The 2,287-nt window shown below is 70.3% G+C and carries 2 protein-coding genes; both read right to left on the bottom strand.

What is annotated here, in order from left to right; translation table 11 throughout:
* The coding region (locus A612_RS15870) for a DUF3422 family protein (protein ID WP_019375412.1) at positions 1-1,101 on the bottom strand (1,101 nt) is incomplete at its 3' end.
* Positions 1,102-1,253: 152 nt separating this feature from the next.
* Positions 1,254-2,287: BMP family ABC transporter substrate-binding protein (locus tag A612_RS15865; RefSeq protein ID WP_019375411.1), on the bottom strand; the 1,034-nt coding region annotated here is incomplete at its 5' end.

Below are 2,287 nucleotides of genomic sequence, written 5' to 3'. Positions count from 1 at the left end.
TTCCGCCACCAGGATGATGACCACCGGCACGATCAGCAGCGCCTGGCTGCTTTGCTGCTGTTCGATCTCTACGCGCGTGCGCAGCAGGTTGCTGACGCGCGAGACACGCTGCGACAGCGCATCCTGGCGCCGCGCCGCCCACTCGCAGGTGGCGCGCGCCGGCGAGACGCGCCGCTCCATGAAGTCGCGGATGGTCTGCATGCCCGGCAGGCGGGTCTCGGCGATGTCCTGGATGCGCTTGTCCACCAGCTCGAAATAGGCCCGGCTGGCGGAAAAGCGCGAGTGCGTGGCGGCGTACTGGCTCTCGACCTTGCCGGCCAGGCGCGTCAGGCGGTCCAGCAGCTCCGGCTCGTCGTTGCGGCTGGCACTGCGGATGGCCTCGGCCAGGGCGGCCAGCTCGCCCTCGGCCTGGGCGAGCTCCTGCCCGACCGAGCGCGCCGCCGGCAGGCCCAGCAGGGCCGCCATGCGGTAGGTCTCGATCTCCAGCAGGCGCAGCACCAGCCGCCCCAGGCGCCGCGGGCTCAATTCGCCGGCCAGCAACAACATGCGCGAATAGCCATCGGCATGGATGGCGAAGTCGGTGACCACTTCGGCCTGGCCGTCGGCGACGGCGGAGGCGACCAGGCTGTCTTCGCGCAGCATCTGGCGCACCAGGGTGCAGGTGTCGTCGCGGGCATGGCCCGCCGGCAGCACCCACAGGTGCAGCCCGCACAGGCATTGCCCGGGCAGTTTTCCGAGCCAGGCGTGGGGCACGGACTCCACGGCAGCCGGCGGCTGGGCGCGCGCCGCGACCGTGCCTTCGGGCAGCGGCACGGAGAAGGTCCAGGTGACGAACTCGGTGTGCAGCTCCCAGCGCAGGCGAAAGCCGCCCAGGTCGATGCGCAGGTGCGTCGTGTGGTCGTCGGGCGGCGGCAGGTGGTGGTCGCGCAGCAGCGCCGCCAGGTGCGCGCGGCTGGCGGCCCGCCCCGCAGCGTCGGTCCACATGACGATGTGGGTGAGCGCCAGCGGCGCCGACAGGGGTTCGGGCGGGCGCGCGTGGACCTCGTTGTGCAGGAGGGCGCGCTGCGGGTGCTGCTGGGGCAGGGGCGGCTGCTGGGGCATGGCGGCGGTCTCGGACGCAAGGGGGCGCGCCGTCGGCGCCCGTTCGATCGAAAGGAAAAAAAGGCTGCCGATGGGCAGCCTGGCGCGAGAGGCGGGGAAGCGGGCCGGAGGCGCGCAGCCCCTTCCGTCGGCCCGCGCCCCGGCGCATCCCGTCAGCGGCCGCCCGGCACCTGGCCTTCCACGCCCTTGACGTAGAAGTTGATGCTGGTGAGGAACTTGTCGTCCGCGGCGGCGCCGTCGTCGAGCACGTTCTTGCCGCTGTTGTCGGCGATCGGGCCCTTCCAGATCACCAGCGTGCCGTCGCGCAGGCCCTGCTTGGCGGCCTCGACCTTTTCCTTGAGTTCGGCCGGCACGTCCTCGGCGATGGACACCAGATCGACCGCTCCTTCCTTCACGCCCCACCACGCCTGGCCGGTGGTCCAGGTGCCTTCCAGCACGTCCTTGACGGTCTTGCGGTAGTAAGGCACCCAGTCGATGACGGCCGAAGCCAGGTGCGCCTGCGGGCCGTAGCTGGTCATGTCCGAATCCCAGCCGAAGGCGCGCTTGCCCTTCTCCTGGGCGGTCTTGAGCACGGCGGGCGAGTCGGTGTTCTGGAACAGCACGTCGGCGCCGCCGTTGATCAGCGAGGTGGCGGCCTCGGTCTCCTTCGGCGGGTTGAACCAGTCGTTCACCCAGACCACCTTGGTCTTGATGTCCGGGTTCACGCTTTGCGCGCCCAGCGTGAAGCTGTTGAGGTTGCGCAGCACCTCGGGGATCGGCACCGAGCCGACCACGCCGAGCGTGCCGGTCTTTGTCATGCCCCCGGCGATGATGCCCGCCAGGTACGCACCCTCGTAGGTGCGGCTGTCGTAGGTGCGCACGTTCTCGCGCGTCTTGTAGCCCGTGGCGTGCTCGAATTTCACATCCGGGAATTCCTCGCCCAGCTTCTGGATGGTGTCCATGTAGCCGAAGGTGGTGCCGAAGACCAGCTTGTTGCCCTGGGTGACCAGGTCGCGCAGCACGCGCTCGGCGTCCGCCCCCTCGGGCACGCTCTCGACGTAGGTGGTCTTGATCTTGTCGCCGAATTCCGCTTCGAGCTTCTTGCGCGCCTGGTCGTGCGCGAAGGTCCAGCCGCCGTCGCCCACCGGGCCGATATAGGCGAAGCCGATGTTCAGCGGCCCGGTGGCCGGGGCGGGAGCAGCGGCGG

The sequence above is a fragment of the Melaminivora alkalimesophila genome, assembly GCF_000282995.1.
Taxonomy (GTDB): domain Bacteria; phylum Pseudomonadota; class Gammaproteobacteria; order Burkholderiales; family Burkholderiaceae_C; genus Melaminivora; species Melaminivora alkalimesophila.
Note: the sequence above shows the minus strand (reverse complement) of the source record. Positions and strands in the feature narration are given on the sequence as shown.